The sequence below is a fragment of the Pseudomonas lurida genome (assembly GCF_002563895.1).
GTDB lineage: Bacteria > Pseudomonadota > Gammaproteobacteria > Pseudomonadales > Pseudomonadaceae > Aquipseudomonas > Aquipseudomonas lurida.
Genome location: NZ_PDJB01000001.1, coordinates 1,195,726 through 1,220,764 on the forward strand (window position 1 = coordinate 1,195,726; position 25,039 = coordinate 1,220,764).

23 protein-coding genes are annotated in these 25,039 nt (G+C 60.4%); 12 read left to right on the forward strand and 11 right to left on the reverse strand.

Features of this window, described 5'->3' with window-relative positions:
- Positions 1–175 precede the first annotated feature (175 nt).
- Positions 176–586, forward strand: coding sequence for an HPF/RaiA family ribosome-associated protein (locus ATH90_RS05410; protein ID WP_016978251.1), 411 nt, complete (start codon positions 176–178; stop codon positions 584–586).
- Between the two features lie 53 nt (positions 587–639).
- On the opposite strand, the gene ATH90_RS05415 is transcribed toward ATH90_RS05410, so the two are convergent.
- A complete protein-coding gene (locus ATH90_RS05415; protein WP_098465838.1) occupies positions 640–2,151 on the reverse strand; it encodes an MFS transporter in 1,512 nt (503 codons plus the stop codon).
- A gap of 105 nt (positions 2,152–2,256) precedes the next feature.
- Between ATH90_RS05415 and ATH90_RS05420 the strand changes: the two genes are divergently transcribed.
- A complete protein-coding gene (locus tag ATH90_RS05420) occupies positions 2,257–3,129 on the forward strand; it encodes a LysR family transcriptional regulator (RefSeq protein WP_034102325.1) in 873 nt (290 codons plus the stop codon).
- Here the strand turns inward: ATH90_RS05420 and fecA are convergent.
- The 3 genes from fecA to ATH90_RS05435 form a co-directional block, all read right to left on the reverse strand.
- Complete coding sequence (fecA, locus tag ATH90_RS05425) at positions 3,126–5,462, reverse strand: TonB-dependent Fe(3+) dicitrate receptor FecA (protein WP_034102326.1); 2,337 nt, start codon at positions 5,460–5,462, stop codon at positions 3,126–3,128. The two genes, ATH90_RS05420 and fecA, sit on opposite strands and share 4 nt — an antisense overlap.
- A gap of 91 nt (positions 5,463–5,553) precedes the next feature.
- On the reverse strand, positions 5,554–6,495 hold the full coding sequence (locus ATH90_RS05430) for a FecR domain-containing protein (RefSeq protein ID WP_098465839.1): 942 nt from the start codon (positions 6,493–6,495) through the stop codon (positions 5,554–5,556).
- Entirely contained in the window at positions 6,492–6,980 is a 489-nt protein-coding gene (locus tag ATH90_RS05435; RefSeq protein ID WP_025858984.1) for a sigma-70 family RNA polymerase sigma factor, read from the reverse strand. Before ATH90_RS05435 ends, ATH90_RS05430 begins: the two co-directional genes overlap by 4 nt.
- Positions 6,981–7,150: 170 nt before the next feature.
- Here ATH90_RS05435 and ATH90_RS05440 point away from each other — a divergent pair, with 170 nt between their 5' ends.
- The 7 genes from ATH90_RS05440 (at position 7,151) to ATH90_RS05470 (ending at position 13,681) form a co-directional block, all read left to right on the forward strand.
- Positions 7,151–7,453 (forward strand): DUF3649 domain-containing protein, encoded by a 303-nt coding sequence (locus ATH90_RS05440; RefSeq protein WP_069021912.1) that lies wholly within the window; start codon positions 7,151–7,153, stop codon positions 7,451–7,453.
- The gene (locus ATH90_RS05445) at positions 7,450–9,024 is read left to right on the forward strand and encodes a PepSY-associated TM helix domain-containing protein (protein WP_069021914.1); all 1,575 of its coding nucleotides are present in this window, start codon (positions 7,450–7,452) and stop codon (positions 9,022–9,024) included. Before ATH90_RS05440 ends, ATH90_RS05445 begins: the two co-directional genes overlap by 4 nt.
- Positions 9,025–9,351 (forward strand): DUF3325 domain-containing protein, encoded by a 327-nt coding sequence (locus tag ATH90_RS05450; protein ID WP_034102330.1) that lies wholly within the window; start codon positions 9,025–9,027, stop codon positions 9,349–9,351. It begins immediately after the preceding gene.
- Positions 9,352–9,358: 7 nt separating this feature from the next.
- Complete coding sequence (locus ATH90_RS05455; protein ID WP_069021916.1) at positions 9,359–9,937, forward strand: RNA polymerase sigma factor; 579 nt, start codon at positions 9,359–9,361, stop codon at positions 9,935–9,937.
- Positions 9,934–10,911, forward strand: a complete 978-nt coding sequence (locus tag ATH90_RS05460) for a FecR family protein (RefSeq protein ID WP_098465841.1) — start codon at positions 9,934–9,936, stop codon at positions 10,909–10,911. The genes ATH90_RS05455 and ATH90_RS05460 overlap by 4 nt, the downstream gene beginning before the upstream one ends.
- A gap of 194 nt (positions 10,912–11,105) precedes the next feature.
- On the forward strand, positions 11,106–12,350 hold the full coding sequence (locus ATH90_RS05465) for a DUF2599 domain-containing protein (RefSeq protein ID WP_098465842.1): 1,245 nt from the start codon (positions 11,106–11,108) through the stop codon (positions 12,348–12,350).
- Between the two features lie 62 nt (positions 12,351–12,412).
- Positions 12,413–13,681 (forward strand): DUF2599 domain-containing protein, encoded by a 1,269-nt coding sequence (locus ATH90_RS05470; RefSeq protein ID WP_098465843.1) that lies wholly within the window; start codon positions 12,413–12,415, stop codon positions 13,679–13,681.
- 47 nt (positions 13,682–13,728) lie between these two features.
- Here ATH90_RS05470 and ATH90_RS05475 read toward each other — a convergent pair whose 3' ends face one another.
- Both ATH90_RS05475 and yejK read right to left on the reverse strand, forming a co-directional pair.
- Positions 13,729–14,079 (reverse strand): glutaredoxin family protein, encoded by a 351-nt coding sequence (locus ATH90_RS05475; RefSeq protein WP_098465844.1) that lies wholly within the window; start codon positions 14,077–14,079, stop codon positions 13,729–13,731.
- Positions 14,079–15,083, reverse strand: coding sequence for a nucleoid-associated protein YejK (gene yejK, locus ATH90_RS05480; protein ID WP_010212893.1), 1,005 nt, complete (start codon positions 15,081–15,083; stop codon positions 14,079–14,081). Before yejK ends, ATH90_RS05475 begins: the two co-directional genes overlap by 1 nt.
- 396 nt (positions 15,084–15,479) lie before the next feature.
- On the opposite strand from yejK, the gene ATH90_RS05485 reads away from it, so the two are divergent.
- Entirely contained in the window at positions 15,480–15,761 is a 282-nt protein-coding gene (locus tag ATH90_RS05485) for an HU family DNA-binding protein (RefSeq protein ID WP_003188840.1), read from the forward strand.
- 67 nt (positions 15,762–15,828) lie between these two features.
- On the opposite strand, the gene rlmF is transcribed toward ATH90_RS05485, so the two are convergent.
- From rlmF to ATH90_RS05510, 5 genes are all read right to left on the reverse strand, one after another.
- Positions 15,829–16,845 carry a 23S rRNA (adenine(1618)-N(6))-methyltransferase RlmF gene (rlmF, locus tag ATH90_RS05490; protein WP_034102334.1) on the reverse strand — a complete coding sequence of 339 codons (1,017 nt, stop codon included), beginning with the start codon at positions 16,843–16,845 and terminating at the stop codon, positions 15,829–15,831.
- Between the two features lie 226 nt (positions 16,846–17,071).
- Positions 17,072–19,918 carry a valine--tRNA ligase gene (locus ATH90_RS05495; protein ID WP_098465845.1) on the reverse strand — a complete coding sequence of 949 codons (2,847 nt, stop codon included), beginning with the start codon at positions 19,916–19,918 and terminating at the stop codon, positions 17,072–17,074.
- 121 nt (positions 19,919–20,039) lie between these two features.
- Positions 20,040–20,420, reverse strand: coding sequence for a hypothetical protein (locus ATH90_RS05500; protein WP_034102336.1), 381 nt, complete (start codon positions 20,418–20,420; stop codon positions 20,040–20,042).
- 7 nt (positions 20,421–20,427) lie between these two features.
- Positions 20,428–20,856 carry a DNA polymerase III subunit chi gene (locus tag ATH90_RS05505; protein WP_034102337.1) on the reverse strand — a complete coding sequence of 143 codons (429 nt, stop codon included), beginning with the start codon at positions 20,854–20,856 and terminating at the stop codon, positions 20,428–20,430.
- A 69-nt stretch (positions 20,857–20,925) separates the two neighbouring features.
- Complete coding sequence (locus ATH90_RS05510) at positions 20,926–22,416, reverse strand: leucyl aminopeptidase (RefSeq protein WP_098465846.1); 1,491 nt, start codon at positions 22,414–22,416, stop codon at positions 20,926–20,928.
- 283 nt (positions 22,417–22,699) lie between these two features.
- On the opposite strand from ATH90_RS05510, the gene lptF reads away from it, so the two are divergent.
- Together lptF and lptG are read left to right on the forward strand one after the other, a co-directional pair.
- On the forward strand, positions 22,700–23,818 hold the full coding sequence (lptF, locus tag ATH90_RS05515; protein WP_016978267.1) for an LPS export ABC transporter permease LptF: 1,119 nt from the start codon (positions 22,700–22,702) through the stop codon (positions 23,816–23,818).
- The gene (gene lptG, locus ATH90_RS05520) at positions 23,811–24,890 is read left to right on the forward strand and encodes an LPS export ABC transporter permease LptG (protein WP_034102339.1); all 1,080 of its coding nucleotides are present in this window, start codon (positions 23,811–23,813) and stop codon (positions 24,888–24,890) included. Before lptF ends, lptG begins: the two co-directional genes overlap by 8 nt.
- The last annotated feature ends 149 nt before the right edge of the window (positions 24,891–25,039 follow it).

A 25,039-nucleotide genomic window follows, 5' to 3' on the forward strand; every position in this document is an offset into this window, starting at 1 on the left:
CCCTAACAGCGTTTTTGCTTGTCGTCAGGGTTAATTTGTAATGTGGGATTTATCTTTGCAAAGGGGTTGAAATGTTCTTCTGGCTGCTCAATTGTGTAATCAGGAGGTCATGGTTTCACCACACCGGTGTTGCAGTTGTGACCTCTAGCGAGCTAGCTGAAATAAGGGAAGAACTATGCAAATCCAAGTCAATAGCGATAACCATATTGAAAGCAGCATCCGACTGGAGGAGTGGGTACGTACCACCATTGAGAGCACGCTCGAACGTTACGAAGAAGACCTGACCCGAGTGGAGGTCTACCTGCGGGATGAGAACGGCGACAAGCCCGGTCCCCATGATTTGAGTTGCCGCCTGGAAGCGCGTCCAAAAGGCCATCAACCACTGTCGGTGCTGCACAAAGCCGATACCCTGGAACAGGCGATCGACGGTGCGGCGACCAAGCTGGACCATGCGTTGGAACATCTGTTTGGCAAACTGCAAGGCAAGCCACGCGCTGCCGGGAAAAACCAGCCGACCACCAAAGTCAACGAAGATGAACTTGAGCAGGAGTTCCTTGAAAAAGAACGTGCCGTATTTAATGGCTGACAGTGTTTAAGTCCCTCTAAAAAACGGGCCTGCATACGCAGGCCCGTTTTCGTTTACGGCCCGCGCCGGAAGAAATGCCGGCTCAATAATGCCAGCCCACAGGCTCCCAGCCCTGCAAACACCATGGCCCAGCCTGCACCGTGACGTAGTGCGGCCCGGGCATTCGTGACGTCCAGCCCGGGTACGTCCAGGTTCCCCGCTGCAATCTGCTGGCTGAGTGCCGGCCAATCCAGTGCAGTGCTGTCGGGCAGCAGACTGGCCAACGCATGACCGATCCCCAGCAACAGCACCAGCCCCATCAGCGCGATATTGACCGCCAGGGTGATCAGCCGTGCGCTGAGGTCAATGCCTGAAGCCATGCCGGCGCGGTCTGCCGATACCGACCCCGTTGTGGTGTTGGTAGTGGGCGAGTTGGTCAGCGCCAGTCCGACGCCGGCGAGGGCGCAACTGCCGAGGATCAGCAGGATGCTGGGATGCGCGGTGCCATTGATGGCGGCCATGGCCAGGAAACTCGCGCCCATCAGGCCGAGGCCGGTCGGGATGATGCGCTCGGCGCCGTAGCGCAGGGCCAGGCGTTCAGCCAGCGGCGGTACGAGCAAGGTGGGCAGGGTATAGGCGAGCAGGGCGCCGCCGGTGGTCAGGGTGTCGTAGCCCAGGCCAGCCTGGAAATACAGCGGCAGGTAGATCATGAACGGCCAGAAGCTGAAGTTCATGCCGATCGAGCCCATCAATGCGCCGTTGAAGCGCTGGATACGGAACACCGAGAAATCGAACATAGGGTGGGCGCTGCGCCGTTCAACGACGCCGAACAGCAGCAGCCCCGCCACGGCCAAGCCTGCCCAGCCGAGCATTGCCGGTGTGCCAAAGCCGTTTTCAGTGCTCTGGGTGATGAAGTAGACCAGGGCGAACACAGACAACGTCAAGGTGAGCATGCCGGAGATGTCGAGACGATGGGCGGCCGGGTCGCGAGACTCCTGCACACTGACGTGCAGCAGCACCAGGGTGAACAAGGTGAGCGGCACATGCACGAGAAACACCCAGCGCCAATCCGCGATCGCCAGGATCAGCGCGCCCACCATCGGCCCGAAGCCCAGGCCCACGCCGGCAATCACGCCCCATATTGCGAACGCTCGCGCCCGCGCCGCCGGTTCTCGAAACAGGTGCGACAGAATTGCGAACTGGCAGATCATCATCGCCCCGGCGCCGATGCCCTGGACAAAGCGCGCCGTTACCAGCGTGGACGCATTCTCGGCCAGCCCGCAGGCCAAGGATGCCAGCCCGAATGCCCACAGGCACAGCACCAGCATGCGGCGGCGGCCGAAGCGATCGGCCAGGGTGCCGGCGGCCATCAGCACGCTGGTGCAGGCCAGGGTGTAGGCGTTCATGATCCATTGGGCGTCCTGGAAGCCGGTGCCCAGTTGGTGTTCAAGGGTGGGCAGGATCACCGGTACGCTGGAAATTTCCAGGCCGAACATCAGCGCGACCAGGCACACGGCGGTGAGGGCGAGGCCGTTTCTGGCGGTGCGCGCTGGGCTGGCGACCGATAACGTGGCAGCGGGTGGCATGGGGACTCTCCTGTCGATGGGGTGTCGGGGTATTTTCAGGGGAATCTGGCTCTTTATTCGTGATAAGTTTTCCACTTATCAGGGACTTCAGGGCGACAATCGAGCATGGCCACTCCGCGTTTTGATGGTGTTGAGCTCTTTCTGCAAATTGTCGAAAGCGGCAATCTGACCGAGGCCGCCGAGCGCCTGAACCTCACGCGCTCCGCTGTCGGCAAGGGGTTGGCGCGATTGGAGGCGCGCCTTGGCACCTGCCTGTTGCAGCGCTCCACGCGGCGCCAGCGTCTGACCGAAGACGGCCAGGCCTACTACGAACATTGCCTGCGTGCACTGGCCGAGCTTGAGGCGGCTGAATCGGTACTCGAAAGCGGCCGGCAACAGCCACGCGGACGCTTGCGGGCAAGCCTGCCGCTGGCTTTCGGTCACCACTATGCGGCGCCCGCATTGTGGGGCTTGATGGCGCGTTATCCGGAACTGGAGATCGAGATCAGCTTCGCCGACCGGTTGGTAGACTTGGCACAGGACGGCTTCGACATTGCTGTGCGGATCGGTCCACTGCCCGATACCGACCGCCTCAGCGCGCGACGCCTGGGCGAGCAGTCGGTGGGGCTGGCGGCTTCACCGGCGTATTTGCAGCGGGTCGGGCCGATTTCATGCATCGAGGATCTGGCCGGTCACCGTGGTATCGCCTACCGCAGCAATACCCCGCACCGCAATCGAGTGGCCTCGCCGCTGATGATGGACGACCTCCAGGCCGTGGCCGATGCCGCCATTGCGGGCGTGGGCCTGGCCTGGTTGCCGAGTTGGTTGATTGCCCACTATGTGCTGCGTGGGCAATTGCAGGCAGTGCTGCCCGAGTACCGTGAGCAACCCGCACCTATCCATGTGATCTGGCCCACGGCGGCGCATATGCCGGCCAAGACGCGCTGCGCCATCGACGCGTTGGTGGCCGGCACCCCCAGTTGCCTGGCAGGCAGCTAGAACGCTATAGAGGTCTGCACATACACCGTGCGCGGCTCACCGACGTATTTGCCTTTGTTGTTATCGTCGAACGAGCGCGTGTAGTACTGCTTGTTGAAGATGTTTTTCACCCCCACTGCCACGTTCAGGTCCGACAGTTGCGGGCCGAAGTCGTAAGCCGCACGGCTGCTGAACAGCATGTAGCCGGGAATGCGCCCGTTCGCACCGTCGGCACTTTCGGCCTGGGTGTTGGCGTTGTCGGCGAACTGGCTGCTCTGGTAGCTGCTGTCCACATTGAGTTTCCAGCGACCTTCCGTGTAGCCCACGCCGAGGGTGCCCTTGTGTTTGGACGAGAAGGGCACGCGGTTGCCTTTGTTCGGGCCATCCTCGCGAATGGTCGCATCGACGTAAGCGTAGCTGGCATACACATCGAACCCCGCCAGCGCCGGGCTCAAACCGTCGAGGGCGTAGTTGACGCTCGACTCGATGCCCTGGTGACGGGTCTCACCTCGGGCAATCACCGAGTCGTTGGTCTGGTTGCTTTCATATTGGTTGTCGAAGTTGATCAGGAACGCGCCGATCTCCGCGCGCAGGCTGCCGTTGTCATAGCGCGTGCCGAGTTCCCAGGTGCGCGCTTTTTCCGGCTTCACTTCGCCGCTGGTCACCCGGTTGGGCATCTGGCTGTACTGCACGCTGCCGAACGATCCTTCGGTATTGGCGTAGAGGTTCCAGTCATCGGTGAGGTGATAGAGCACATTCAAGGCCGGCAGGGCAGTGTTGTAGTCACCCTTGTATTTGACGTTGCTCAGGTTGTTGGTTTGCTGGGACTCGATCATCTCGTAGCGGATGCCCGGGGTGATGGTCCACTTGCCGATATCGATCCGGTCATCGATGAAGAAGGCATTGGCTTCGGTGCCGCCGCGCGTGTCGCGGTCGTTGCGGCTGTTGGTGGTGGGGATCTGCTGGTTGGCAGCAATCGGCGTGCGATAACGCAGCTCGTGGCCGGCCTCGTTGATATAGCGGTAGCCGACGCCGACTTCGTGGCTGGTCGGGCCCAGATCAAAGCCCTGGGCGAAGCGGGTCTCCAGGCCGCGCACCCAGTATTCGCGTGGCGACAGCGACAGGAACGTGCCCTGGTCCAGGTAACCGCTGCGCAGGGTCTTGGTGAAGAAGCTGTTCACGGTGAATTCGCGACGGTCCTGCTCATAGCGATAGCCGACGTTGAACATCGTACGGCGCCCCCAGAATTTGTCGTAGGGGCGGGTGGACTGGTACGGATCGGCCTTGTAGTCCGCGACGTTCAGGCCGCCGGGCATATCGGCCTGGCCCTCGTAGTACTGCGCCATGGCGTTGAAGCTGTTGGCGTCGTCGAGCTGGTATTTGCCCTTGAGGATCAAGTCGTCGATGCGCGTGTTGCTGTTCTCACGCCAGTCGCCGCCACGGGTACCGGAGTACAGCAGCGCGCCACCCAAGCCATTGTCGGCGGTGCCGCCGGCCAGCAGGTTGCCGGTGGTCTTGAAGCCGTCATGGCTGGAGGAAGGACTGGTCTCGGTCTGCAGGCCACCTTTGACTGTGGGGGCATCCGGGATCGCGCGGGTCACGAAGTTGACCACGCCCCCGACGTTCTGCGGGCCGTAGCGCACAGCGCCGCCGCCACGTACGACGTCGACGGCGTCCATGTTGCCCATGCTGATGGGCGCGAATGAAAGCTGCGGCTGGCCATAGGGCGCAAAGGGCACGGGGATGCCGTCCATCAATACGGTAGAGCGTGACGCCAGGCGCGGGTTGAGGCCGCGAATGCCGAAGTTCAGCGCCATGTCGTGGCTGCCGGTGCCGTTGTTATCCGGGGCGTTGACACCGGGAATGCGGTTGAGCACGTCCTTGGCCTGGGTCGCGCCCTGGCGTTCGAATTCTTCACGGCGGATCACGTCACGGGCGCCTGGATGTTCGAACACGTTGGTTTGCGCCGCGTCGCCCAGCCAGTCGCCCACGACGCTGGAGGTGGCCAGTTCCACGCTGGCCGGCGCGTCGGCCGGTTGCAGGCTGAAAGCGTTATCCCCTTCCGGGCGGGCTTGAAGGCCAGTGCCTTCGAGCAGTTTGTGCAGGCCTTCTGCGGCGCTGTAGTTGCCGGACAGGCCCGGGCTCTGCCTACCCGCCGTGACTTCGGAACCGAAGGAGATCAGCACGCCCGCCTCGCGACCAAACTGATTCAACGCAGCTTCCAGCGAAGTCGGGGCAATGTGATAAGGCTTGGCCTCCGCCGCCACCGCAGGGGGCAATGCGGTAAGGCTCAGGCTGGCGCCGAGTAGGAGTTGGCGCAGGGTGCGGGCAAGAGGCGTCGGTGGCTGGGGCATGAAGAGCGGTCCTGAGAAGGAAGGATCAAGGTGGCTTTCCTTCTCTGTCACGCGAGGTGTGGAAAACGGCTCACAGTCTTTGAATTTAATTTCAGGCACGCGCCTGGACGGTCACCCAATACCGGGTAAAGCGCCGCACCTTGACCGGCAGGCTCACCTCCAGCAGGTCGAGAATGCGTTCGCTGTCATCCACCGGGTAGCTGCCAGAGATCAGCAGGTTGGCCACTTGCGGATCGCAATTGACCTGGCCACGGCGGTAGCGACCCAGTTCGCCGAGGAAATCTTCCAGACGCATATGCGCAGCCACCAGCATGCCATCGGCCCAGGCGCCGCTGTTGGCGTCGGTGGGGCGCGGGGTGTCCCAGCCTTTGCGCGTGAAGTTGACCTGGCGCGCGGCCTCCACAGTGAGGGGCAGGCCGCTGTAGGTATTGGGCATGACCTCGACGCGCCCGTCGAAGACCGCCACTTGGGTGTGATCATTGAACTGGCGCACGTTCATACGTGCCGCCTGGCTGGTGAGCAGGCCCTGGCCGGTCAGGATGTTCAGCGGTGTGTTGCCCGCGATGCCGGTCAGCAGGATCTCGCCTTCGAGCAAGCGGATCAGTCGTTGCCGGCCATCGAAATGCACATCCACGGCACTGCCGGTATTGAGTTGCAACTGGCTGCCGTCCGCTAGTTGCACCTGGCGGCGTTGGCCGACGGGGCTGCGGTAGTCGGCGGTCAGCGGCGGCAGAATGTGTTGCTGGCGCAGGCTCCAGGCAGCGGCCGACCCGGCACCGAGGATCAGTAGCAACTTGAGGGCCTGGCGGCGGCTGGTGGAGGTTGGCGCGTTCAATGCCGCATGGGCCAGTGGCGAGGGCATGCCCCGCAGGCGCTGGTTGACGCGTTGCATATGGTCCCAGGCACGCTGGTGTTCGCTGTGGGCGTTCAGCCATTGTTGCCAGGCCGCTTGCTGACGAGGATTGAGCGCGCCTTGCTGCATTTCCATCAGCCAATGCACGGCCTGTTCGGCCACTTGAGTGGAAAAACTCATAGGGCGAAGTAACAGCGCATGGCTGCTTTGTTCAGGTGACGTTTGACGGTGGCGATGGAGATGCCCAGTTCAGCGCCGATTTGTGCGTAGGTCAGGCCATCCAGTTGGGCCAGCAGGAACGCGCGTTTGACCTGGACGGGCAGGCCATCGAGCAGCTGATCCAGCTCCACCAGGGTCTGCAGGATGATGGCGCGTTCCTCTTCCGACGGTGCCACGTGTTCGGGCATCTGCGCCAAGGCGTCGAGGTAGGCGCGCTCCAGGTCCTGGCGGCGGTAGAAGTTGAACAGCACGCGCTTGGCGACAGTGGTGAGGAACGCACGGGGCTCGATCAGCGTGGGCGTTTCCCGCGCGGTAAGCACGCGAATGAAGGTGTCCTGCGCCAGGTCGGCGGCACTTTCGGGGCAGCCGAGCTTGCGCCGCAACCAGCCGGTGAGCCAGTGGTGATGGTCGTTGTACAAAACTTCGACAGTGTTGGACGGGCTCAACGGGGACACTCCACAAGCATCGCCATGCTTTAGAGAACAAGAATTGTTCGCATTGTAGGGCGCGTGGGAGGCTTCGGCAATCCATCTGCGCAGGTGATTCATCCGTTCTGTTTTGCTTATGAGAATATTTATCATTAATATTGCGCACTGATGAACCTGGCGCCTCCCGCATGAAAAGCAAAACCTCGCTGCCCGTCTCCTATCGTCTTGCCGTGACCTCGCGGGTGCTGGCTGCCGTGGTAGGGGGTTACCTGATGGCTTCTCTGGCCAGTATCTGCCTGGCGCTGTGGTTGCCCACGTCCCGTGCTGACGCGGTGATCACCGGCATGATGAGCTCGTTTGTGTTCTATCTGCTGGCCGTGCTCTGGTGTTTCGCCTGCCGCAGTGCCGCGCGTGCCTGGTTCGGCGTGATGCTGCCCAGCGCGGCATTTGCCACGCTGGCGGGGGTGGGCTTCTGGATGGCACGCACATGAAGGAGGGCTTTCGCCAAGCCATGGCCTGGCTGCACACCTGGGCCGGGTTGATCTTTGGCTGGCTGCTGTTCGCGATTTTCCTGACCGGCACCTTGTCCTACTTCAAGGACGAGATCAGCCATTGGATGCAGCCCGAAGTACAGGCCCATCCGCTCGACGACGCGCGCAGCCTCATGGTGGCGCAAACGTATCTGCAGCAGCAGGCACCGAAGGCCGCGCGCTGGTTCATCACCCTGCCGGACAGCCGCGACCCCGGCCTGTCGGTGATGTGGCAAGACAAGGTCGACCCCGGCAAGCGCGGCAATTTCATCCAGAAAACCCTCGACCCGGTCAGCGGCCAACCGGTGCAAGCCCGTGAAAGCATGGGCGGCGAGTTCTTCTATCGTTTCCACTTCCAGCTGCAAATGCCTCACCCGTGGGGCCGCTGGCTGTCGACCATTGCCGCGATGGTGATGTTTGTCGCGCTGGTCACCGGCATCATCACCCACAAGAAAATTTTCAAGGACTTCTTCACCTTTCGCCCCCGCAAAGGCCAGCGCTCCTGGCTCGACGGGCATAACGCGGTGGGGGTGCTGGTGCTGCCGTTCCACTTGATGATCACCTACAGCAGCCTGGTGATCTTCATGAGCCTGGTGATGCCCGCGCCGATCCTGGCCTCCTACGGCAACGACACCCGCGCGTTTTTCAGCGAGGTGTTCCCGGCGACCGACAATGCGCCGGCACTGGGCGAGCCCGCACCCTTGAAATCGCTGGTGCCGATGTACGAAGAGGCCCGGCGGCAGTGGGCGGGCGGGCATGTCGGCCGGCTGGCGGTGAATAACCCCAGTGACGTGAACGCGTCAGTGAATGTATTCCGCGCCGGGTCCGATCGCGTGGTGCACGATTTCGGCAGCACTGTGTCCTTCAACGGCAGCACAGGTGAATTACTGCGAGTGAGCGGCGAACAGTCGTTGCCGGCCGTCATCGGCGGCAGTTTCTACGGCCTGCACATGGGCCATTTCGCCGGGCCGGTACTGCGCTGGTTGTACTTCATCTGTGGCCTGGCCGGCACGGCGATGATCGGCACCGGGCTGGTGATCTGGCTCGGCAAGCGCCAGCTCAAGCACGCTAAAGCCTCGGTCATGCCGTTTGAGTTGCGCCTGGTAGAAGTGCTCAACATCGCCAGCATGGCCGGGCTGATGATCGCCATCGCCGCGTTCTTCTGGGCCAACCGTGTGTTGCCGGTGAGCTTCGCCGAGCGTTCCGACGGGGAAGTGCAAACCTTCTTTATTGCCTGGGGCCTGAGCCTGTTGCACGCCATCCTGCGGCGCGGTCGCCAGGGTTGGGTCGAGCAACTGAGTGTCGGTGCGCTGCTGTTCGTCACGATTCCATTGCTCAACGCACTGACCACGTCCAGCCACCTGGGGGTGTCACTGGCGACCGGCGATTGGGCGATGGCCGGCTTCGACCTGACCTGTCTGGCCAGCGGTGTGTTTCTCGCTTGGGCTGCCTGGAAGATGCAGCATCGCACCGCGCCAGCGCCCAAGGCTGAACGCGCTCGCACGTTGACCCTCAAGCAGGAGGCCAACTGAATGCTGCTCGCACTGCTGATGTGCTACGCCGGGTTCACGGCGCTGTGCTTGTCCACCGACCGTCATCACGGCGAACTGTTGCACCGCAAACTGTCACCACGCCGGCGCCTGGGCTTGCGTGTGGCCGGCTGGTTGCTGCTGACGCTGTCGATCTGGCCAGCGGTGAGTGTCGCGGGGTGGGGACAGGGCCTGGTGCAATGGTGCGCCGTGTTGATGCTCAGCGCGTTGCTGCTGGTGCTGTTGTTGCCGTATCGGCCAAGGTTGGCCTTGATCCTGGCGGGCGTCGGCCTGCTGGCCAGCCCCGTTGCGGCCTTCGCCACCCTTTGAGCTCACCTTGATGATCAGCACCCCACCCGAATCCCAAGACAGCCAGCACGCTGACGCGGCCGGTGGGCGTGCGCATTTCCTGCAGGTCTTCTTGTCCCAGCGCTCGCAGATGGAGGCCTTGGTGAGCCGCCGCGTAGGGTGCCGCGCCACGGCGGCCGACCTGGTGCAGGACCTGTTCCTGCGCTTCTGGCGTCGGCCGCTGGTGCAGGTCGAAGAGCTCAGCACCTACTTGTTGCGCTGCGCTGGCAACATCGCCATCGACCACCTGCGCAGCGAAGGCGCACGGGTACGCAGCAGCGAAGGTTGGCTGCCCGAGCAGCAAGACAACCAGGGCTGCGAACCCCAGGCGGCGCTTGAAGCCGGCAATGACCTGCGCCACGTCGAAGCCGCCCTGCGCAGCTTGCCTGAGCGCACGCGGCAGATTTTCCTGCTCAACCGCATCCACGGCCGCAAATATGCGGAAATCGCCAAGGCCATGGGCTTGTCCCAAAGTGCCGTGGAAAAACATATGATGCGTGCCCTCGAAGCCTGCAAAGCCAGCCTTCGCGACCCCTCATCCCCACGCACGCCAGGGAAAGCACCGTGAACGTCACCCCCACGCCCGACCAGGAACAAGCGGCCCTGGCCTGGTTAAGCCTGCTGCATGACCAGCCCAGCAGTGGCGACCAGGCCACGTTCAGCCAGTGGCTGCGGGCCGACCCTGCGCACATCGAGGCCTACTCCCAGGCCCAGGTGCTATGGGAGTTGAGCGAAGTACCGGCGCGCAAGCTGGCGGACGAAGAGGCGTTTGCACTGCAAGGCTACCTCAATGCGATGAACACCTCGAAGCGCTCGCGGGTGGTGCGCTGGTCCGGGGCGCTGGCCATGGCGGCCTGCCTGGTGGTGATGGTGTCCATGGGGGCGGGTTGGCAGCCATCGCGCTGGATCGATGACTTGGGCGCCGACTACGTGACCGCGCCCGGCGAAGTCAAAACCGTCACCCTGGCCGACAAATCCCAAGTCACCCTCGATGCCGACAGCGCCATTGCCGTGGATTTCAACCAGGGCGAGCGGCATATCCAACTGCGTCGCGGCGCGGGCTTTTTCAGCGTGACCCATACCGGTGAGTCCTTCGTCGTGGAGGCGGGCAGTGGCGAGGCGCGGGTCCTGGGCACACAGTTCGAAGTGCGCCTGCAACCGGCAGGGGCCCAGGTTACGGTGTTGTCCGGGCGGGTTGGCGTGACACCGTCAAAGCACGGCCAGCAGCAAATTCTTGCGGCCGGCCAGCAAGTGGCCTACGCCGATGGCATTGCTGATCAGATGCACGGGGTCGACAGCGAATCACGCCTGGCCTGGCGCGACGGTTGGCTCAACTACTACAAGGCGCCGCTGGCCGACGTGGTCAAGGACCTGGAGCGTTACTACCCCGGTCGCATCCTGTTGCTCAATGAGGAGATGGGCGCCAAGCGCGTCAGCGGCAGTTTCCCGAGCAAGGACCCGCAGGCCGTGTTGAATGCGTTGCAGGCCGTGCTCGGCTTTGAACAGCACACGGTACTGGGGCGGATGATCGTGGTGCGCTGAGCCTTACCTCATAAACTTGACTAAAGCTACTGTAAAAGTCAGCAATACGACGACAGACAAGTGTTGTTTCAGCATAACTACGGATTGGTCATTGCTAATCAGTATTCCTGACTGTTAATTCTCACAGTAGATACTGAGTACGTGCTGCGCTTTTATAAGGGGACAGATTTATCTGGTTCTTATAGAGGTGTATCGTGAAAAGCTTCATTAGGGCTTATATCCTTTCGGTACTGGTGTGTGCCTGCGGTAGTGTCGGCGCTGCCTATGAGACTCACGATCAAACCGGTGCGCGCACCGTGTTTGACATGTGGAAGTTCTACAGTCATGTCGTTTCTAATTGCGGAACGTCCAGGCGGCCGGCTTTTCTGTGTTCTGGTTTACTTCTTCGCGGTACGGTTTATTCTGAATCCTATCAATTTTGGAATTATGGCCCGGCCTCCGTGCAGGCCACCGCGTTTTCTTTTCTTCGTCAGGATGCAAAGTTCCGTCAGTTGGCGTCTGACCATCGGCACGGCTATGTAATGCGCGCTATGTTTGATACGCCTGATGATTATATTCAACTTGAAGTGTTATGTGTGTTCCCAATGGATGCGGGCTCCCATGCCAGGGGGGACGCTGGTTGTGGGGACTATAGTCTCACCCAACAGATTGAACGGAGTTGCCAACAGCAGGGCATCAAAACGGCGAATGCCTGGCTTAACGACTACTTGGTAAATGCAAAGTCTCATTATCGGCAATGTGGTTTTGACGTCAGGCCTGCCAACGAGCCTGCGGGTGCCGATATGTTCATGCAATTTATACAAGCACATCGTTTTCCTGACGTATTAAGCGAGCACTTCGGATCGACAGGGTTCAGTAATAACGAAATGCGTATCCAATCCTGGCCACAAAGTGATGGCAGTCGCGTGCCGGTATGGGCGATTTTTTGGGTAAATAAAGACACGGTCACAGGGGCGCCTTCTGAAGTCGGAAAAGACTTGGCCCAGAAAGATCAAATGGCACTCTATAAGTCGTCTGGGCATTTTGTTCCGGTCATCAGAATAGCTTTTCCAATGACGCCCAGTGAGGAACCCGCGTTTTTTTACTCGCCCGCAGACCAAGCCCCACTGGACACCGTGTTGTGTGATCGGTTTGTGGATAAAGCGCAGTGGATCAACCGCTACGATCCGGGTGCCAAAGGAGATCGATGGACACTACAAGTTACGCCCACGGATTGTGGTCGGTTGAGTCAGGCCAACCAGTTGGATCGCTTTTACTCGGAGATAGTTACCAAATATGGAAGCGATCCTCAGTGGATTGCAGAGAATAAAGGCGGTGTTCGTCGTCAGTTGGCTTGTTTGCTGGCGACCTATCGAAACAACACTAATTATAATCTCGAACCGTTCAGGCCAGATGTTTCCCAGTCCATTGCAGTCGCTGCGCAGTGTAACCCTGCTTAAAGCGTGTGGTGTTTAATTGCTGCAACTTCTTTCATTTTCATGAATGCTTAAGAGAGGCTGTTATGAATGCCAGGATTGCCAATATGGTTGTGGTTGTGATTGTGCTTCTTTGCGGTGGTTGGGGACGGACTGTTATTGCCGGCCCCGCTGAAGATTTCATTGGACAGGAGGCCGTCAAGGTGTTGCGTGACCGTTATAATGACACTCGCGATGGCTGCCCAAATGCCCCCGGTATCGTGTGTAATGGCGTTTTATTAAGGTCCACTGTGCCTGGGCCTACGTTCAGGTTTTGGGGCATCAGCCCCAATGCAGCGAAGAAAAATGGCCTGTCATTTTCTTATCTGCGTAAGGATATAAAGTTCGATAGAACTATCCGGGATGATGACAACGGCTATTTTGTCGATCCGCCTATTGGAAATCGCTCTAACAAGGAGGATGTCAATATTTTGTGTGCGACACCCAAGGATTCGTGGTCTGATTTTCGCAATGAACAGGGGTGTGGGATAAGTGCCAATACCGGGGCCGTCAGTGCGTCGTGTGAAACACAGGGCATTACAACCGGTGCACAGTGGATGACTAAGTTTCAGGCGGATGGCTTCGATAATCAAAAACAATGTGGTTTTAATCTCAGGGAAGGAAGGGGCGCCGCCGGGGTCACTGCGTTTAAAGCTTTCGTAGACGCTTCAAAAATGCTGTCACCGCAACCCCTGAATCAACAAAATGAAGTGATCTTGGCGATCGCCGACCCTGCTGATGTAAATAACCGTATTTATTGGAACGATTCTTCGCCGAAAACACTGCCCCTACGTGCGTTGTATTTCATCCCTGATAAAGAGGGCAGGGGCCAGGGACAACTCGATGCTCAATATGACCAGGGCGACTATTGCAAATACACAGGGGAATTCATGCCGATCGTCAGGCTGACACTGCCCAAAGCGCCTGATCAAGATGCAACGTTCACCTACGATCCAGCAGACCAGAAAAGCTGCGTAGCACCGGCAGCGGTTGGTAAATATATCGAAAAAGGAGAATGGATCTCTCGCTATGACCCCGGTACTAAGCAGGTTGAATGGTCACTGGCCCTGACCCCCACCACTCTCGGTCGCAATGTCAGGGACGATGCAGAAACCGAGTTGGTAATTGCGGAAATCAGGTCGCTGTTTGGCAAAGACCACCAGTGGCAATCCCCACCGGGTCGCGGGGCAAGTATGCGTGAACAATTGATTTGCCATTATCTGGACGCGCGCAATAAACCCGTATGGAACCTGGAGCCATTCCGTCCGGCAGCGACAACGGCGCAGTCACGCCAGTACGGCTGTAACCATTTGTGACTAGCAGTAATGCCCAGGGCGCCTGTGTGCGCCTCGGGTATTTAGGGTCAGGGGAGCGCGCGCAGTATGGCCTGCGGATCAAAATCGCGAATCAGCGTGCCATTTACGTCCACAAACGGAATCCCACCACCCCCCAACGCCTCATACGCCTTGCGTGCCTGGGCGTCTTTCTCGATATCGAACGCCTGGTAGGGAATGCCTTTCTGGTCCAGGAACCGGCGGATCTGCTTGCAGTACCCACACCACTCGGTGGCATAAAGCACCACGTGCGCCGAGGCGCGCACGTGCTCAGGGGCCACCTGCGAGGGGTTGAACACCCGCTCGATCTTGCCCCAGTTCTGGATCACTACCACGACCAGCAATACCAGCAGGACTTTCTTGAAAACCCCGCCGAGCATCAGTTACGGCGCTTGAGCTGATCGGTCAGTTGGGTGGGCAGGCCCTTGATGATCAAGGTACCGGCGGCTTCGTCGTATTCGATCTTGTCGCCCAGCAAATGGGCCTCAAAGCTGATGGACAGGCCTTCGGCACGGCCGGTGAAGCGGCGGAACTGGTTGAGGGTGCGTTTGTCGGCCGGGATTTCTGGCGACAGGCCGTAGTCCTTGTTGCGGATGTGATCGTAGAACGCTTTTGGCCGATCTTCATCGATCAACCCGGAGAGTTCTTCCAGGCCCATCGGTTCACCCAGCTTGGCCTGGCTGCTGGCGTAGTCCACCAGGGTCTTGGTTTTTTCGCGGGCGGACTCGTCCGGCAGGTCTTCGCTTTCGACGAAATCGCTGAAGGCCTTGAGCAGGGTACGGGTTTCACCCGGGCCGTCGACGCCTTCCTGGCAGCCGATGAAGTCGCGGAAGTACTCCGAGACCTTCTTGCCGTTCTTGCCCTTGATAAAGGAGATGTATTGCTTGGATTGCTTGTTGTTCTGCCACTCGGAGACGTTGATCCGTGCCGCAAGGTGCAGTTGACCGAGGTCCAAGTGACGCGAGGGGGTCACGTCCAGCTCGTCGGTCACCGCCACGCCTTCGCTGTGGTGCAGCAGGGCGATGGCCAGGTAGTCGGTCATGCCCTGTTGGTAGTGGGCAAACAGCACATGGCCGCCGGTGGAGAGGTTGGACTCTTCCATCAGCTTCTGCAGGTGCTCGACAGCGGTGCGGCTGAAGGTGGTGAAATCCTGCCCACCGTCGAAATACTCCTTCAACCAGCCGCTGAACGGGTGCGCGCCGGACTCGGCATGGAAGAAACCCCAGGCCTTGCCTTGTTTGGCGTTGTAGCTCTCGTTGAGGTCGGCAAGCATGTTCTCGATGGCGGCCGACTCGGCAAGCTCGGAGTCGCGGGCGTGAAGAACTGCAGGTGTGCCGTCGGGTTTTTTGTCGATCAGGTGGACGATGCAGTGACGGATCGGCATAGGCTTCTCGGCTGGTTGATAGGGGAGCGGTTGGCCTCCCCGAAAAGTCGCCAAGTGTACCGCACCATTGGCCGGGGCGTGCTTCGAAGGGTGTTTTGGGCACCGTCCGACGGGCTATATACCTTTTTTTCACGGTTTAGAGCGATAAAGCTGACCAAATGGGTAGGTAGAGGCGGATATTTCCCCGTCTCTGTGCTAGTTTTGCCCCGTCTTACGCCAAGTCTCGGCGATAAGCGTGCATTCAGCATCTGTCAGGTCGAACCAATCCCCGTTTCAAGCATCTATAACCCCGATCTCCGTGGTTATAGCCGGGGGTGCCAGGCCTTAACGGTCGGGCTCGATGGCTGACACTGCACTCTGCAATCCATATGAATTTGATAGGGAAGGAACACCACAATGGCTATTACTAAAGACCAACTGATCGCTGACCTGGCTGAAGCAGTAGACGCACCGAAAACTACCGTGCGCGCTCTGCTGGACCAACTGAGCCAAGTTGTTGCTGATCAGCTGGAAAACGGCGGCGAAATCACTCTGCCAGGCGTTGGCAAACTGAAAGTGACCGAGCGTCCTGCCCGTACTGGCCGTAACCCTTCGACTGGCGCTGCCATCGAAATCGCTGCCAAGAAAGTTATCAAGCTGGTTGTGGCCAAAGGCCTGACCGACGCTGTTAACAAGTAAGACGCAGCAAAAAAAACCGTGCACCGGAGCGATCCGGGCACGGTTTTTTGTTGCCTGCGATTTGTGCTTAGCGCACCCAGCGCTGGCGCCAGATCTGTTGCTCGTTCTTGGTCTGGAAGGTCCAGGCCACGAAGCGGCTTTGTTTCTGTCCCTGGGACATTTCCACCACGTGGCTTTCCAGCACGCCGGCTTTTTTCAGGGCTGTCTCGATCGCGGGCAAGTTCGACGCTTTTGACACCAGGGTGCTGAACCACAACACCTTGTGGGCAAAGTGCGCGCTCTCGGCAATCAGCTGCGTCACAAAGCGCGCTTCACCGCCTTCACACCACAGTTCGGCCGATTGGCCGCCAAAGTTCAATACTGGCAGCTTGCGCTTGGGGTCCGCCTTGCCCAGGGCGCGCCACTTGCGCTCGCTGCCCTTGGTGGCTTCTTCCATGGACGCGTGGAACGGTGGGTTGCACATGGTCAGGTCAAAGCGCTCACCCGGTTCCAGCAGGCCCAGCAGGATCTGCTTGGGGTTGGTTTGCTGGCGCAACTGGATGACCTTGCTCAGGTCGTTGGACTGCACGATGGCTTTGGCGGCAGCCACGGCGGTAGGGTCGACCTCGGAGCCGAGGAAATTCCAGCGGTACTCCATGTAGCCAATCAGCGGGTAGACGCAGTTGGCGCCCATGCCGATGTCCAGCACCTTGACGATCGAACCGCGCGGGATCTTGCCGTCATTGCCGCTGGCCAGCAGGTCGGCGAGAAAGTGCACGTAGTCGGCACGCCCCGGCACCGGTGGGCACAGGTAATCCGCCGGGATGTCCCAGTGCTGGATGCCATAGAAGGCTTTCAGCAACGCGCGGTTGAACACGCGCACCGCATCGGGGCTGGCGAAGTCGATGCTTTCCTTGCCGTACGGGTTCATGATCACGAACTGCGCCAGTTCCGGCGTGGTCTTGATCAGCGCCGGGAAGTCGTAACGGCCTGTGTGGCGGTTGCGCGGGTGCAGAGTGGCCTCTTTGCGCGGCGTGACGGGTTTGGCCGTGGCTGCGGTTTTAGGCTTCTTGCGCGGAGGTTTTGGCGTGCTGGGGGCGGTCATGGGCTACGTCGATTCTGGGGTTGCTTCAAAAGTGGTGGGTATTGTCACACATTCCGAAGTTGACCTCGGTTAAATGTGGGAACGGGCTTGCTCACAAATACGGCGGGTCCGTCATTGGGTGTGTGTCTGATAGACCGCATTCGCGAGCAAGCCCCCTTCCACATTGACCGGGTTTTCAAACCCAAAAAAAGAGGCCCGAAGGCCTCTTTCTTACACGCGGTCCACCTTACAGGCTGGAAATTCGCGCATGTTGCTCCGCCAGCTTGCCCAAGGCCTGTTCCGCCTCGGCCAGCTTGGCGCGTTCTTTCTCGATCACTTGCGGCGGTGCCTTGTCGACGAAGGCCGCGTTGGACAGCTTGCCGCCCACCCGCTGCACTTCGCCTTGCAGGCGCGCGATTTCCTTGTCGAGACGGGCCAGTTCGGCGCCCTTGTCGATCAGGCCGGCCATCGGCACCAGCACTTCCATGTCGCCGACCAGTGCGGTGGCGGACAGAGGCGCTTCTGCATCGGCCGCCAATACGGTGATCGACTCCAGCTTGGCCAGTTTCTTGAGCAGCGCATCGTTCTCAGTGAGGCGACGCTGGTCTTCGGTGCTGGCGTTCTTCACGAACACTGCCAGTGGCTTGCCCGGGCCGATGTTCATCTCGGCGCGGATGTTGCGCGTGCCAAGCATCAGCGTCTTGAGCCATTCGATATCACTTTCGGCGGCCTCATCGATGCGTGCTTCGTTGGCCACCGGCCAAGGTTGCAGCATGATGGTCTTGCCTTCGATGCCGGCCAGCGGCGCCAGGCGCTGCCAGATTTCTTCGGTGATGAACGGCATGAACGGGTGCGCCAGGCGCAGCGCCACTTCCAATACGCGCACCAGGGTACGGCGAGTGCCGCGCTGGCGTTCGATTGGCGCGTTTTCGTCCCACAGCACGGGCTTGGACAGTTCCAGGTACCAGTCGCAATACTGGTTCCAGATGAACTCGTACAAGGCCTGTGCGGCCAGGTCAAAACGGAACTGGTCGAGTTGGCGGGTCACCTCGGCTTCAGTGCGCTGCAGCTGCGAGATGATCCAGCGGTCGGCCAGGCTCAGTTCGACGGCTTCGCCGTTCTGGCCGCAGTCTTCGCCTTTATCCAGCACGTAGCGCGCAGCGTTCCAGATCTTGTTGCAGAAGTTGCGATAGCCTTCGACGCGGCCCATGTCGAACTTGATGTCGCGACCAGTGGACGCCAGCGAGCAGAAGGTGAAACGCAGGGCATCGGTGCCATAGCTGGCGATACCGTCGGCGAATTCGTCGCGTGTCTGCTTCTCGATCTTCTTCGCCAGTTTCGGCTGCATCAGGCCCGAGGTGCGCTTCTGCACCAGGGTTTCCAGGTCGATGCCGTCGATGATGTCCAGCGGGTCCAGGACGTTGCCCTTGGACTTGGACATCTTCTGGCCCTGGCCATCACGCACCAGGCCGTGCACATACACGGTCTTGAACGGTACCTGCGGGGTGCCGTCCTCGTTCTTCACCAAGTGCATGGTCAGCATGATCATCCGGGCAACCCAGAAGAAAATGATATCGAAACCGGTGACCAGCACGTCGGTGGAGTGGAATTTCTTCAGGAATTCGGTCTGCTGCGGCCAACCCAGGGTAGAGAAGGTCCACAGGCCCGAACTGAACCAGGTGTCCAGAACGTCGTTGTCCTGTTGCAGCACGACGTCTGCACCCAGGTTGTGCTTGGCGCGCACTTCGGCTTCATCGCGGCCGACATAGACCTTGCCCGACTCGTCGTACCAGGCCGGAATGCGGTGGCCCCACCACAGCTGGCGGCTGATGCACCAATCCTGTATGTCACGCATCCACGAGAAGTACATGTTTTCGTACTGCTTGGGCACGAACTGGATACGGCCGTCTTCCACTGCGGCAATGGCAGGTTCTGCCAGCGGCTTGGTGGACACGTACCACTGGTCGGTCAGCCACGGCTCGATCACGGTGCCGGAGCGGTCGCCCTTCGGCACTTTCAGGCCGTGGTCGTCAACGCTGACCAACAGGCCGGCGGCGTCGAAGGCGGCGACGATCTGCTTGCGCGCTTCAAAACGGTCGAGGCCTGCGTATTCAGCCGGGATCTTGCCGTCGATGCTGTCGTTCAGCGTGCCGTCCAGGTTGAACACCTGGCAGGCCGGCAGAACGGCGGCATTCTTGTCGAAGATGTTCAGCAGCGGCAGGTTATGGCGCTTGCCCACTTCATAGTCGTTGAAATCGTGGGCTGGGGTGATTTTCACGCAGCCGGTGCCGAATTCAGGGTCGCAGTACTCGTCCGCGATAATCGGGATGCGACGGCCCACCAGCGGCAGCTCGACAAACTTGCCGATCAGCGCCTGGTAGCGTTCGTCGTTCGGGTTAACCGCGACGGCGGCGTCGCCGAGCATGGTTTCCGGGCGCGTGGTGGCGACGATCAGGTAGTCGTTGCCTTCAGCGGTCTTGGCGCCGTCGGCCAACGGGTACTTGAGGTTCCACAGGAAGCCTTTCTCGTCGTGGTTTTCCACTTCGAGGTCGGAAATGGCCGTGTGCAACTTGGTGTCCCAGTTGACCAGGCGCTTGCCGCGGTAGATCAGGCCGTCTTCATGCAGGCGCACGAAGGCCTCTTTCACGGCTTCCGACAGGCCGTCGTCCATGGTGAAGCGCTCGCGGCTCCAGTCCACGGACGAACCCAGGCGACGGATCTGACGGCTGATATTGCCGCCGGACTGGTCTTTCCATTCCCAGATCTTTTCCAGGAATTTCTCGCGGCCCAGGTCGTGACGGCTCTGGCCGGTGGCTTCGAGTTGGCGTTCCACCAGCATTTGGGTGGCGATACCGGCGTGGTCGGTGCCCGGCTGCCACAGGGTGTTGCGGCCCTGCATGCGGCGGAAACGGATCAACGCATCCATGATCGCATTATTGAAGCCATGGCCCATGTGCAGGCTGCCAGTGACGTTCGGGGGCGGAATCATGATGGTGTAGGAATCGCCCGCGCCTTGCGGGGCGAAATAATTCTCGGACTCCCAGGTCTCGTACCAGGAAGTTTCAATAGCGTGCGGCTGGTAGGTCTTATCCATGCGCGGCGGGACCCTAGTTGGCATTTATTCAGGAAAGCCGGCAAGTATAGCGGGGGGGAGCAGTTGCAAGCTACAAGCTATGAGCTACAAGCTTGGGGGCAACTGCTCTGGCAGCGTGTTGCTAATTGTTTGTAGCTGCAGCGATCAACCGCTCCATCCGCGCATCCAGCCGGCGCTTGATCTCGGTTTCGATATGCGGGGCAAAGTCGTCGATCACGTCTTGCATGATCAGTTGCGCGGCTGCGCGCAGTTCGTTGTCCAGGTGCAGCAGCAGGGCGTCGGGGCCTTTTTCGACAGTGGCAGGGGCGCCAGCCTTGACCGCCGGCTCCGGCTCGACCGGCTTGCCACCGACCATATCGAATAACAGCGGAATCTGTACCTCGCCATCGACCGGCTCGGTCAATAGCGGCGGTTGCAAGTCATCATCACCCAGCAACTGACGGATCGACTCGAGGTCGTCCAGCAGGTGGTCATCTTTTTTTAGCGGGTTTGGAGTGTCCATCGTGTGCTCAAAGTCGTTGTAGCCGGTGATCTTGCAGAGGATAGCCCTGTTCGCGGTAGAAACGGAAACTCTCCCGCGCGGCCTGACGAATAGCCGGATCCTCCACCACGACTTCCGCCACACGGGCGAATGCCTTGGCAAACGGCGGTACTTTCAGGTCCAGGTTGACCAGCAGGTCATGGTGATCGCCGCAAGTGTCGCCCAGGCCCAGCACCACCAGGCCTTCAGGTTCAGACTCGGCGGGTCCGTGGGGCACGAAGCTTTCACCCTTGAAGCGCCACAGGCGGGCGTCTAGCTCTTCACGCTGGGCGGCATCGCTGCAATGCAGGTAGATGCGGTGGCCCATGCGCCAGGCTTTTTCGGTGAGTTTGCAGGCAAAGTCCAGGCGCGCGAGTGGGTCGGCGCTGGGCAATATATAGAAGTCGACTTGGGTCATTGCAATTCCTGGGCGTGCCATTTCCCCCTGCAGGCGCCAGCAAGCCGGCTCCTGCAGGGGGGATTGCATTTAAGCCTTGGCGCGATCCAGCAGGTATTGGGTCAGCAGTGGCACCGGACGGCCAGTGGCGCCCTTGTCCTTGCCGCCGCTGGTCCAGGCCGTGCCGGCGATGTCCAGGTGGGCCCAGTTGAAGTTCTTGGCAAAGCGCGACAGGAAGCAGGCAGCGGTGATGGTGCCGGCTTTCGGCCCGCCGATGTTGGCGATGTCGGCGAACGGGCTGTCCAGCTGTTCCTGATACTCGTCGAACAGCGGCAGTTGCCAGGCGCGGTCGTCAGCCGCCTTGCCGGCGCTGAGCAGTTGCTCGATCAGTTCATCGCTGTTGCCCAGCAGGCCCGAGGTGTGGGAACCCAGGGCGACGATGCAGGCACCGGTCAGGGTGGCGATATCGATCACGGCTTGCGGCTTGAAGCGCTCGGCGTAGGTCAGGGCATCGCACAGCACCAGGCGGCCTTCGGCGTCGGTGTTGAGGATCTCGACGGTCTGGCCGCTCAGGGTGGTGACGATGTCGCCCGGACGGGTTGCGCCGCCGCTCGGCATGTTCTCGGCGCAGGCCAGGATGCACACCAGGTTGATCGGCAGCTTGAGTTCCAGCACGGCGCGCAGGGTACCGAACACGCTGGCGGCGCCACCCATGTCGTACTTCATCTCGTCCATGCCCAGGCCCGGCTTGAGGCTGATGCCGCCGGTGTCGAAGGTGATGCCTTTGCCGACGAGGGCGTAAGGCTTCTCGGACTTCTTGCCGCCGTTGTATTGCATCACGATCAAGCGTGGCGGCTGGTCGCTGCCCTGGCCCACGGCATAGAACGAGCCCATGCCCAGTTCCTTGATCTTCTTCTCGTCCAGCACTTCGACTTTCAGGCCCTTGAACTCTTTGCCCAGTGCCTTGGCTTGTTCGCCCAGGAAAGTCGGGTGGCAGATGTTCGGTGGCAGGTTGCCCAGGTCGCGGGTGAAGGACATGCCGTTGGCAATGGCCTGCGCGTGGGTCACGGCGCGCTCGACTTCAGCTTGGGCAGCCTTGATGGTCAGCAGGGTGATTTTCTTCAGTGCGCGCGGTTCGGCTTTCTGGCTCTTGAACTGGTCGAAGCTGTAACCACCGTCTACCAGGGTTTCGGCCAGCAGGCGGGTCTTGCCGTAGCTGTCGCGGCCTTTTACAACGATTTCATCGAGTGCCAATGCTGCATCGCTGCCGCCCAGGCCCTTGAGCGTGTTGAGGATGCCGCTGATGATTTTGCGGAACGGACGGTCGCCCAGCTCGGCATCCTTGCCCATGCCTACCAGCAATACGCGGTCGGCCTTGAGGTTGGGCAGGCTTTGCAGCAGCAGGCTCTGGCCGACTTTGCCGGCCAGGTCGCCGCGCTTGAGCACTGCGCTGATAGCGCCGCCGCTGAGTTCGTCGAGTTGCTTGGCAGCAACGCCGAGCTTGCGGCCTTCGCCGATGGCGACCACGAGGGTGGCGGTTTTCAACGTTTCGGGGCTAACGCTTTTTACAACCAATTCCATTTTCGGGTCCCTTATAAAGGTCTGTTAGCCAGGAGTCTGTACTCCGGCTTTAATACCAGGCAGCTGTGTAAACCGCCGGTGACAAAGGCCGCAGTTTGAACCTCGTCGGCGGAGCCTGACAACCCTTGCCACCTGCTTTGTGCATGTGCATGAGGTTGCGCAGTGACAGGCGCGGCCAATCACAGGATAATGCGCCATCTTTTTAGCCGGCCCTGTGTAAAGGGCTGACTCGGTATGCTTGCTTGTTTGGCCGCCTTAGCCTGACAACCCTGGAGTGTCTGGTTTGATTGTCTTCCGTTATCTGTCCCGCGAAGTCCTGTTGACCCTGAGTGCCGTGAGTGCGGTATTGCTGGTCATCATCATGAGTGGTCGTTTCGTCAAATACCTGGCTCAGGCTGCTTCCGGCGCCCTTGATCCGGGCTCGTTGTTCCTGATCATGGGCTTTCGCCTGCCGGGCTTCCTGCAGCTGATCCTGCCGCTTGGCCTGTTCCTCGGGATCCTGCTGGCGTACGGCCGGCTGTACCTCGAAAGCGAAATGACTGTGCTCTCGGCCACCGGAATGAGCCAGCAGCGCCTGCTGGGCATGACCATGATCCCGGCCGCCGGTGTTGCGCTGATCGTTGCCTGGCTGAGCCTGAGCCTGGCGCCCCAGGGCGCCATGCAATTCCAACTGGTGCTGAACAAGCAGGACGCGATGACCGAGTTCGACACCCTCGAGCCGGGCCGCTTTCAGGCGCTCAATGACGGTTCGCGGGTGACCTACACCGAAACCCTGACCGACGATCGCGCCAACCTGGGCGGTGTGTTCATCTCCGAGAAGCGTCTGGGCCAGGACAAGAAAGACCGCGGTATTTCCGTATTGGTGGCTGATTCCGGTCGCCAGGAAGTCCGTCCTGACGGCAGCCGCTACCTGATCCTGGAAAATGGCTATCGGTATGACGGCAGCCCTGGCATGGCCGACTATCGCGCGATCAAGTACGACACCTATGGCGTGATGCTGGCCCGCCCGGATATCAGCGACGAAGTCACCGACCGCGACGCCATCCCGACCACCGATCTGTTCGGCAGCAAGGAATTGCGCTCCATCGCCGAGCTGCAATGGCGGATTTCCCTGCCGCTGCTGGTGTTTATCGTCACCCTGATGGCGGTGCCGCTGTCGCGCGTCAACCCGCGCCAAGGCCGTTTCCTCAAGCTGTTGCCGGCGATCCTGCTGTACATGGCTTACCTCACCATCCTGATTTCCGCCCGTGGCTCCCTGGAGAAAGGCAAGCTGTCGCCGACCCTGGGCCTGTGGTGGGTGCACGGAATCTTCCTGGTGATCGGCCTGGGGCTGCTCTACTGGGAACCGATACGTTTGAAAATGATGAGCCGTCGTGGCCAGAAGGAGTTGGCTCGTGGCTAAGCTCGATCGCTACATTGGTAGCAGCGTACTGATCGCCATCCTGGCGGTACTGGGCATCATCCTGGGCTTGGCGTCGTTGTTCGCCTTCATCGACGAAGTGGGCAACGTCAGCGACACCTACACCGTGTGGGACGTGCTCAGCTACGTGGCCCTCACCGCGCCGCGCCGCCTCTACGACATGATGCCGATGGCTGCGCTGATCGGCTGCCTGATCGGCCTGGGCAGCCTGGCCAGCAACAGCGAACTGACCATCATGCGCGCCGCAGGCGTGTCGATTGGCCGTATCGTCTGGGCGGTCATGAAGCCTATGTTGCTGCTGATGGCGTGTAGCGTGCTGATCGGCGAATACGTGGCACCGCCCGCCGAAACCACCGCCCAGGCCAATCGGGCCCTGGCGCAGGGTTCCGGTGATGCGCAGAGTTCCAAGCACGGCCTGTGGCACCGCCAGGGCGATGAATTCATCCACATCAACGCCGTGCAGCCAGGCGGCCTGTTGATTGGCGTGACCCGCTACACCTTCGACAAAGAACGGCACTTGCTGGCGTCGAGCTTCGCCAAACGTGCGCAGTACAGTGACGAAAAATGGCAACTGAGCGACGTCACCACCACCCACTTCCGCAATATCGGCCAAGGCACCAAGGCCAGCACCGAAGTGATCAATACGCCGAGCGAAGAGTGGGATATCGCCCTCAAGCCACAATTGCTGAATACCGTAGTGATGATCCCGGAAAGCCTGCCGATCTCCGGCCTTTGGGGGTATATCCACTACCTCAAGGACCAGGGCCTGAATAATGGCCGTTACTGGCTGGCATTCTGGGTCAAGGTGTTGCAACCGGTGGTGACTGCCGCGCTGGTGTTGATGGCCATTTCGTTCATCTTCGGTCCGTTGCGCTCGGTTACCCTCGGCCAGCGGGTATTTACCGGGGTACTGGTGGGCTTCACCTTCCGTATTGCCCAGGATCTGCTTGGCCCCTCTAGCCTGGTATTCGGCTTCTCGCCGCTGTTTGCGGTGCTGGTGCCCACGGCCATTTGTGCCCTGGCCGGCTTCTGGTTACTGCGCCGGGCCGGTTGATACCGCGCTTATGATCAAAAAATGCCCCGGTCGAGAGATCGGGGCATTTTTGTTCTGGTCAGCAAAGATGACGTCTGGCCTGAGCATCAGGTACAATTCCCGGCTATTTTTCAGCGGGCAATCTGCCTGCAGCCTTTTTGAGTGTTGAT

Coding starts and splice junctions, on each gene's coding strand:
- ATH90_RS05495 (WP_098465845.1), bottom strand. CDS start 19,918: ATGGATAAGACCTACCAGCCGCACGCTATTGAAACTTCCTGGTACGAG.
- yejK (WP_010212893.1), bottom strand. CDS start 15,083: ATGCCGATCCGTCACTGCATCGTCCACCTGATCGACAAAAAACCCGAC.
- ATH90_RS05475 (WP_098465844.1), bottom strand. CDS start 14,079: ATGCTCGGCGGGGTTTTCAAGAAAGTCCTGCTGGTATTGCTGGTCGTG.
- ATH90_RS05500 (WP_034102336.1), bottom strand. CDS start 20,420: ATGGACACTCCAAACCCGCTAAAAAAAGATGACCACCTGCTGGACGAC.
- ATH90_RS05470 (WP_098465843.1), top strand. CDS start 12,413: ATGAATGCCAGGATTGCCAATATGGTTGTGGTTGTGATTGTGCTTCTT.
- ATH90_RS05415 (WP_098465838.1), bottom strand. CDS start 2,151: ATGCCACCCGCTGCCACGTTATCGGTCGCCAGCCCAGCGCGCACCGCC.
- ATH90_RS05505 (WP_034102337.1), bottom strand. CDS start 20,856: ATGACCCAAGTCGACTTCTATATATTGCCCAGCGCCGACCCACTCGCG.
- ATH90_RS05450 (WP_034102330.1), top strand. CDS start 9,025: ATGCTGCTCGCACTGCTGATGTGCTACGCCGGGTTCACGGCGCTGTGC.
- ATH90_RS05440 (WP_069021912.1), top strand. CDS start 7,151: ATGAAAAGCAAAACCTCGCTGCCCGTCTCCTATCGTCTTGCCGTGACC.
- ATH90_RS05420 (WP_034102325.1), top strand. CDS start 2,257: ATGGCCACTCCGCGTTTTGATGGTGTTGAGCTCTTTCTGCAAATTGTC.
- rlmF (WP_034102334.1), bottom strand. CDS start 16,845: ATGACCGCCCCCAGCACGCCAAAACCTCCGCGCAAGAAGCCTAAAACC.
- ATH90_RS05430 (WP_098465839.1), bottom strand. CDS start 6,495: ATGAGTTTTTCCACTCAAGTGGCCGAACAGGCCGTGCATTGGCTGATG.
- fecA (WP_034102326.1), bottom strand. CDS start 5,462: ATGCCCCAGCCACCGACGCCTCTTGCCCGCACCCTGCGCCAACTCCTA.
- ATH90_RS05445 (WP_069021914.1), top strand. CDS start 7,450: ATGAAGGAGGGCTTTCGCCAAGCCATGGCCTGGCTGCACACCTGGGCC.
- ATH90_RS05485 (WP_003188840.1), top strand. CDS start 15,480: ATGGCTATTACTAAAGACCAACTGATCGCTGACCTGGCTGAAGCAGTA.
- ATH90_RS05410 (WP_016978251.1), top strand. CDS start 176: ATGCAAATCCAAGTCAATAGCGATAACCATATTGAAAGCAGCATCCGA.
- ATH90_RS05510 (WP_098465846.1), bottom strand. CDS start 22,416: ATGGAATTGGTTGTAAAAAGCGTTAGCCCCGAAACGTTGAAAACCGCC.